Origin of the sequence: Mesorhizobium sp. M7A.F.Ca.AU.001.01.1.1 (assembly GCF_004022735.1) — a bacterium.
Classification (GTDB): domain Bacteria; phylum Pseudomonadota; class Alphaproteobacteria; order Rhizobiales; family Rhizobiaceae; genus Mesorhizobium; species Mesorhizobium ciceri.
This window is the reverse complement of record NZ_RZPF01000293.1, coordinates 1-7,375: the sequence shown is the minus strand read 5'-3', so window position 1 is coordinate 7,375 and position 7,375 is coordinate 1. Positions and strand designations below refer to the sequence as shown.

The window sequence follows — 7,375 nt, the reverse complement described above, 5'->3', positions numbered from 1 at the left end:
TCGATACGGACCGCATTCACCTGTTTCCCAGCCATTCAGGCGGCCCGGGCAGCGAAGCGTCGCCGGAGGCTCGGGAAACGTGGTCGCGCTGTCCGAAACATGTGGCGACGGCGTTTGAATGCACCTTCTCCGAAAGCTCGAAAATTCCCACGCTGCGCGATTGGGTGGCCGAGGCGGTCGGCAGGCCGGAATTAAACCTGACCGAACTATCTGGTGGCGAGTGGCGGGCCGCCCACTATGCCGACGAAGGACGCTGGCCGCCGAGCCCACGCGGTACCGAGCGGCGTAAATTCCTGGCGTCCGCAGGGCGTGACCGCTGGCTCGTCAAATTCGCCGGCCTCGGCGAAACCGGACTCCGCAAGAAACGAGCCGCGGCGATGTTGCATGAAGCCGGGTTCGGATCGCAAGTTGTCGCGCTTTGCCATGGCTTTCTGGTTGAACGGTGGATTGATGGCAGCACGATGGATCAGGCGCCGCTGCCCAGGGAAAAACTGATCGCGGAGCTCACAAACTACCTGACCTGGCGTGCGCTCAATCTTCGAACTTGCGAACCGGGTGCATCATTGCTTGCTCTCGCGGAGATGGCTGTTTCCAATGCGTCGGAAGCCTTGGACGAGAAACGCGCAGCGACGTTGCGCGGTTGGCTCTCGAAACCGACCTCCGCGCATGTGCTGCAGCGCGTTGAAATCGACGGAAAGCTTCAACCGTGGGAGTTTCTCGTTCGTGCAGATGGCACGGTGCTCAAGACAGATGCTGTTGACCACTGCCGGGCACATGATTTGATCGGCTGCCAACCGATCGAGTGGGACATTGCCGGCGCCCGCGTCGAGTATGGACTGTCCGACAGCGATGTGAGGACCTTGGTCGAGGGAATGGAACTTGCCATCGACCATGACCACATCGGCTTTTTCGAACCATGCTATTTGGCATTCCAACTCGGGCTCTGGAGCACGGCTGCGCAATCCGAGGACGGCGGGGAAAAAACAAGGTTGGCCGAGATGGCAGACCGATATAGGATGCCGCTGATACGGTTCCTGGACGAATGCCGGATATGATCGTTTCCGATCAGTCCAGCCTTCGCAGCATGTCTGCTTCCTGCTCGAGAATAGTGGCCACTTCCTCGCGCTGCAGATGCGTCATCATCAGGCTGACGCAGCACTCGAGATAGGTAATCGAGGCGCGCCGCAGATAGGCAGCGGTCTCGCGTTCGGCCATCTGGTCGATATCCCTCGAGGGGCGCTTGGGTTGCATGAGGGTGATCCTCCATATCGGGTCCTTCTGCCAAACCACAAGCCTGGGCGGATGTTCCGCACGATCTCGGGAAAGGTTCGGCGCCATCTCGCATCACGCCGGAAGGTTCTGCAGCCCTCCGGGTGCGGGCCTCGCTCTTTTGGCAAAGCCCGTCATCTGATCGCCGATGCGGCTGCCTTCGAGAGCTGCGAAATAATCGATCGTCAGCTTGAGCCCTTCGTTGAGGGGCACCTTCGGCGTCCAGCCGAGCAGCGCTTTTGCACGCGAAATATCGGGCTGCCTGCGCCGAGGATCGTCTTGCGGCAGCGGTAGAAATCTCAGATCCGATTTGGTACCCGTCATCGCCTTCACCAACGCAGCCAGTCGCACGATGGTGAATTCTCCGGGATTGCCCAGATTGACCGGCTTGCCTGGATTGGGATCGATATCCATCAGGCGCCTCAATCCATCGATCTGATCGGAGACATAGCAGAAGGATCGCGTCTGCAAGCCGTCGCCGAAGATCGTCAGGGGACGTTTCTCGAGCGCCTGCATGATCAGGTTCGAGACGATGCGGCCGTCCGCCGGATCCATTCTCGGACCGTAGGTGTTGAAGATGCGCGCGACGCGCACGTCGGCTTTGCCGGCTCTCAGATAGTCGAAGCAAAGCGTTTCGGCGGTGCGTTTGCCCTCGTCGTAGCAGGCGCGCGGACCGGTGCAGTTCACGTGGCCGACATAATCCTCCCTCTGGGGATGCTGTTCCGGATCGCCATACACTTCGCTCGTCGAGGCCTGTAGCAGCCGCGCGTCATATCGGACAGCGAGTTCGAGCAGGTTGAGCGTTCCAATCACGCAGGTTCGCGTGGTGTGGATAGGGTCGGCCTGGTAACGCGGCGGCGAGGCAGCGCATGCCAGGTTGAAGATACGCTCCACGGGCTCGCCGAGATCCAATGGCCGGCAGATATCCTGCTCGATCAACCGGAAACCCGGATGGTCCATGATCGAGATGATGTTCTCCATGCGCCCAGTCAGAAAATTGTCGGCGCAGATCACGCGCCAGCCGTTGCGGAGCAATGTTTCGCAAAGATGCGAACCGAGGAATCCCGCACCGCCGGCAACAAGCACTGCCTTTGCCCTTCGCGCGTTTCGTGTTTGTCGCATCGCCGTTTTCTCCTGTCTGCTGGTCATGCTGCGCTTCCGATGTCGAAATCGAGGGCCGCCGCCCTTGGCTGTGTCAACGCCGCCACGAATTCGCGGGCCCTGGCCGCACCGGTGTGGGATGCGAGGACGCGTTCGCGGGCCCGGCGGGCCATGGCGAGGCGTGTGCGCTCGGACTCGCCGAACAGGATCTCGACGACATCGTCCGTTTCCCCGGCGGTGTGGATCGCCGATGCAGGAAAGAAGCTGTCGAGCCCTGGCCAGCGATCGCTGATGATGGGCGTGCCGCAAGCAGCCGCTTCGAACAGGCGCACACTGGGCGACCATCCGGCAGCTATCATGGAACTGCGTGTGACGTTCAGCGTGTAACGCTGACGGCTGTAGAACGCGGCATGATCGGCGGGCGGCAGATGTTCGATACGTTCAACATTGTCCGGCCAGATGATGTCGGATGGGTATTGCGAGCCGGCCACGACGAAACGCCGGTCCGGCATATGCCGTGCGGGCTCGAGCAGCAGCGCATTCAGCATTGTCTGCCGGTCGGCACTGTAGGTGCCGAGATAGCCGAGATCCCAGCGGATCGGATCGCCAGTCCGGTGGTGCCGTTCCGGGTCGACCGAGCAGTAGAGCGGCTCGGCGCGGCGCGCGCCGAAGTCCTCCACCAGACGGCCAAGCATCGGCCCGCCGGTGAACGAGAAGTAGACGTCGAAGTAAGGAATCTGCCGCCAGCTCAGATAATCGCAATCGTCGGCTGAAAGCTGCGCCACGGTCACCGGCGTGTCGATGTCGTAAAAGCAGAAGCGCCCTTTGCAAAGTGAAGCGACGATGTCGATGACCACGCGCCCTTCCGGCACGAACGAGCCGATGACGACGATGTCGGCCTGCTCCAGGCACCGGGCGTAGTCGCGTTGTAACTCCGCGGTGGTTTCGTAGTAGCGCAAGGCGCAGAAATCCGGATCGCGCAGATCGCGGTGGTTTGCGTACCACGGCACCTCGCGCTCCAGAAAGGTCACGCGGTGGCCGAGTTCGTGCAGACCTTTCAGCAGGCCTCGAAACGTCGTGGCGTGGCCGTTTCCCCAGGATGAGGACAGCGACAGGCCAAGAAAGACGATGTCCAATTGCTTGGTCATTCCGCTGCCTCCACGGTCCCCTGCTCGAAGTGACGTTTGAAGACTGCATCGGCCACGTCCGCCCGCAACGCGTAGGTGTGATCGGCCAGCACGCGGCAAAGTGCGGCCTGGCCGATTGCCTTTGCCCGACTGGAGGTCAGCGAGCACATGATCTCGGCGACATCGCCGCCGTCGCGCGCCACCAGGATCTCCTCGCCTGGTTTCAGGAACAGTTCCACGCCCAGCCACGCATCGGTGATGAGGCAGGCGCCGGCGCCGGCCGCCTCGAAGACACGCGTGGCCGGTGAAAAACCGTTTACGGCCATGCTGTCGCGGCTGATGTTCAGAACCGCCTTGGGTGTGACGTTGAAGGCATTGTGATCGCGGGTGCCGACGTGACCGAGCCAGCCGACATTGGCGGGAAGCGGCTTGTCCCCCCAGCCCGATCCGCCGAGGAGAAAACGCTGTTTCGGCAGCTGGCATGCGGGATCGAGGAAAAACGCTTCGACCCGTGCCTCACGATCCGGCAGCCTGTTGCCAAGGAACGCCAGATCGCAAGCGAAACGCGCATTGCTGGTGACCGGATAATGCGTTTGGGGATCGAGCGCATTGTAGATCGGCACGCATTCGTTCGCCCCCATGGCACGGTAGGCCCATACCACGGGGTCGCCGCCTCCATAGGTCAGCACAAGGTCGATTTCTTGCAGGGCGCTATGGAGCGGATGGTCCGGTTCGTCGCGCAACTGGGCAAGGGTTGCCGGAGCGTCCACGTCCCAGAATACCACCAGCGCGTCGCTGCGGGCGTGGTCGAGAACGGCGCGCAGCAGCGCCTCGTCCTCGAAACCGACGCCACTCGCCTTGACGACGATGTCGGCGCTGGCGGCACGTGCCGCGACCTGCATCAGCGCGTGCTGGGTCGCTTCATAAACGACGACAGTGCACCAGTCAGGCGCCTCGATGTCGCGATTCTTCTGCCGGTCGTAGACGTCGGGTTCATAGAAGGTGATTTCGTAGCCCAATTGGGAAAGCGCCTTCAGCAACCCGCGATAGTAAGTCGCGGCACCGTTCCAGTAGGACGACAAAAGACTCGATCCGTAGAATGCCATCTTCATGCGGCGGCTTCCTTTGCGGTGGTGTTGTTGATGGTATGTTCGGTCGTGCATGCCGTGAGCACGCGGAACAGCTCGTCAACGCGGTGCTGGCAGGTATGCCGGGAGCGAATGGTCTCGAGGCCCGAAGTCACCAGGGAAGCCGCGAAATCCGCATCGGCCAATACCGCCCGCAAGTGTTGCCGCATCTGAGAGCCGTTCTCCGCAAACAGGAAGTCGACGCCGGGCCTGAACAACTGCTCGACATCGGACCAGGGTGCTGAAATCAGCGGAATGCCGCAGGCGAGCGCCTCGAACATCCGGATCGTCGGAATTCCAGGCAATCCCTCACGATAGGGGCGCCGTGGGATGTGAACGGTGACACGATGCGCGGCGAACGCCTTCGGCACATCGGCATTGGCGATCCACCCATCATAGCGCAGTCCGGCGGCGGCCAGGTCCGCAAGTGCGGGCTTGGGATAGCGTACGCCGTGAACAGTGGCCTCGAGACCGAGATCGTGTACTGGCTCGATCAGAAATTCCTTGAGTTCGGCAGTCCGCTCATCGTCGCCCCAGTTTCCAATCCAGACCAGATCGGACATGGGATGGATCTCTGGGTGCGGCTTGAACAGGCGATCGTCCGCGGCTTCATGCCAGGTGAAGACGCGCTTGCCCCAGCCGGCGCGCAGATAGCTCTCGCGCAAGGTCTCGCCAAAGGCGAGGACGCCGTCATAGTGCTCCAACCGTAGCGCCGAGATTGCCTCGGTCGCCGATACGGCCCGGTGATGGGTGTCATGAAACAGAAGGATGAAGTTGCCGCCAGCGGCCCGGGCACGGCCGATGCGTGCGACAAGCTCCGGATCCGTCCACTCATGAACGATCACAACGTCGGCCTCGGCGATCCAGGCCTCGTGATCGAACCCGGCATTGTAGGTCACCGGCATCAACTCTGGGAAATCCTTGCGGAAGCGTTCGATGGCGAAGGATCCCTTCTCGGCCAACAGGTTCGAACGGCTCCAGCCGTCGGACGGCTCCAGCGCGACTGCCTGGTGCTGGCGCGCGATCAGATCCCGCATGATACCGCGCAGGAAATGGGCATTGCCGTGGTTCCAGTCGGATAGGACCGAGTGGGTGTAGAACAAAAAGCGCATGGTCAACGCCCCGCCATAGCCAGGGCCGCCTTGTCGTAGACGCCTCGCATGGCTGCCGCTTGCCTGGCCAGTGTAAACCGGCGGCTCCGTCGCATCGCTGCCTGGCCGAGCTCTCGCCTGAGTTCGGCATCGCTGGAAAGACGATTGAGGCCGGCAGCGAGGTCGTGCGGATTGCGCGCGTCAAAGAACATCGCAGCCCCGTCCCATAGTTCGCGATAGGTTGCGATGTCGGAAAGCACCAGGGGCGTCGCCGACATGGCAGCTTCCAGCGCGGCCAGACCGAATGGCTCATAGATCGACGGCGACACGAAAATGCCGGCGCGCGCCATCAAGGAGCGCACCTCGTGAGACGGCAGTGCTCCCAGAGGAACAGCATAGCTGAAGCTGGTACGCCCGCCGTTCGGACCGTGCATCGAACCGGCGGCAAAGACGGGCCATCGCGTCAGCGACGCGGCCTGGTCGATCACCGCCGCATTCTTCCCCTCGTCCCACCAGCGGGCAGCGGCGAAGACGAGCGGTTGGCGCTTTTCGGCCTTCGGCACCGGACTGGCACTATTTCCCACCACACTCAGACGCGCGATCGGGCCGTAGCAGGTCTCAAGCATGTCGGCGTGGCTGCGGCTCGGCACGATGACTGCGTCGGCCCGATTGAAGCCACGCCTGTTGCGCTCCTTCTGCCAGGCCCACGCGCCATCCACTGCCTGTTTCCTGACGGCGTGGAACCATGTCGTCACGCAGGAATGGGAGACCGCCACGGCTGGGCACGGCGCATCGAATCCCGCCGCCTGCGTCGGCGCGTTGAAATGGACTAGGTCGATGGCGTGGTCGCGCATGGGCGCAAGCAATTCTCGCGGTAGCGCATCCAGGTCGCCGCCGTTGTGGGTCATCCAATCCGGCGGCGTGTTCAACCAGATCAGCGTGGTGAAAGCCTCTGCCTCCGCAGCCTGCTGCCTCGTCGGCTGGGGACCGAGCCCGGCAAGCACCACGCTGTCGCCGCCGTTCACAAGTTCCCTTGCCAGATCAAGCGCATAGCGCCATACGCCGCCCACGGCATCGACGGTCATCAGGATGCGCCACGAGCGCGGCGTCAGTGTCCGCAACATGTCGCCTCCAGTTCCGCCAGCGGCCGGGGCCGCTTCTCCTGGATGTCACTGAATTTCTGGAAGGATGCGAGATAGTGGTCATGGGCGCGCTCCCAGGCAAGGTCGTCGGGTTCGCCCCAAAGCTCGCGATAGCTGGGCGAACTCGGATACGGATAAAGCGGAACAGGTTCATTGGCCCATACGCCGTGGTCGATCAGGTGGGTTCGCCAGCGCTCGACCAGGGCGGGATCATCCTCGACCACGCCGATCAGATTGGCTTGAACGAATGGAACGTGACGTCTAGCATCGACGAGCAGCGCGGCAAGTTCCTCGGTGCCCAGCCGGCAGCGCTTGGCCAGCATCGCCCGGCCTTCAACCGTCAGGCTTTCGAGCCCTGCTTCAATGGAGACGCAGCCTGCGGCGCCCAGCAATTCCAGCAGCTCGGGCTTCCACAGATCGATGCGGGTCTGCACGCCGAATTTCACATTGCGATCGACCAAGGCTTCCAGCAACGCTTTTTGCGGCAGGAAGATTTCGTCGATGAAGTAGATGTAGCC

Annotated in this window: 6 protein-coding genes and 2 pseudogenes; 1 reads left to right on the top strand and 7 read right to left on the bottom strand. The window is 62.4% G+C overall.

Going from position 1 to position 7,375, the window contains the following annotated elements; all coding sequences use genetic code 11:
- A pseudogene (locus EN884_RS18720) lies at nucleotides 1–1,055 on the top strand (hypothetical protein); the annotation flags it as partial.
- Nucleotides 1,056–1,065: 10 nt separating this feature from the next.
- On the opposite strand, the gene EN884_RS18715 reads toward EN884_RS18720, so the two are convergent.
- From EN884_RS18715 to EN884_RS18685, 7 genes and pseudogenes are all read right to left on the bottom strand, one after another.
- Complete coding sequence (locus EN884_RS18715) at nucleotides 1,066–1,251, bottom strand: hypothetical protein (protein WP_013533200.1); 186 nt, start codon at nucleotides 1,249–1,251, stop codon at nucleotides 1,066–1,068.
- A gap of 93 nt (nucleotides 1,252–1,344) precedes the next feature.
- The gene (locus tag EN884_RS18710; RefSeq protein WP_013533199.1) at nucleotides 1,345–2,391 is read right to left on the bottom strand and encodes a UDP-glucuronic acid decarboxylase family protein; all 1,047 of its coding nucleotides are present in this window, start codon (nucleotides 2,389–2,391) and stop codon (nucleotides 1,345–1,347) included.
- Nucleotides 2,392–2,414: 23 nt separating this feature from the next.
- The gene (locus tag EN884_RS18705; protein ID WP_063170153.1) at nucleotides 2,415–3,518 is read right to left on the bottom strand and encodes a glycosyltransferase; all 1,104 of its coding nucleotides are present in this window, start codon (nucleotides 3,516–3,518) and stop codon (nucleotides 2,415–2,417) included.
- Nucleotides 3,515–4,609 carry a glycosyltransferase gene (locus EN884_RS18700; protein ID WP_013533197.1) on the bottom strand — a complete coding sequence of 365 codons (1,095 nt, stop codon included), beginning with the start codon at nucleotides 4,607–4,609 and terminating at the stop codon, nucleotides 3,515–3,517. The genes EN884_RS18705 and EN884_RS18700 overlap by 4 nt, the downstream gene beginning before the upstream one ends.
- Nucleotides 4,606–5,736: a glycosyltransferase gene (locus EN884_RS18695; protein WP_063170154.1), complete on the bottom strand. Its 1,131-nt coding sequence runs from the start codon at nucleotides 5,734–5,736 to the stop codon at nucleotides 4,606–4,608. The genes EN884_RS18700 and EN884_RS18695 overlap by 4 nt, the downstream gene beginning before the upstream one ends.
- Before the next feature lie 2 nt (nucleotides 5,737–5,738).
- Entirely contained in the window at nucleotides 5,739–6,839 is a 1,101-nt protein-coding gene (locus EN884_RS18690; RefSeq protein ID WP_063170155.1) for a glycosyltransferase family 4 protein, read from the bottom strand.
- Nucleotides 6,824–7,375, bottom strand: a pseudogene (locus EN884_RS18685) (B12-binding domain-containing radical SAM protein); the annotation flags it as partial. The pseudogene EN884_RS18685 and the gene EN884_RS18690, both read right to left, overlap by 16 nt.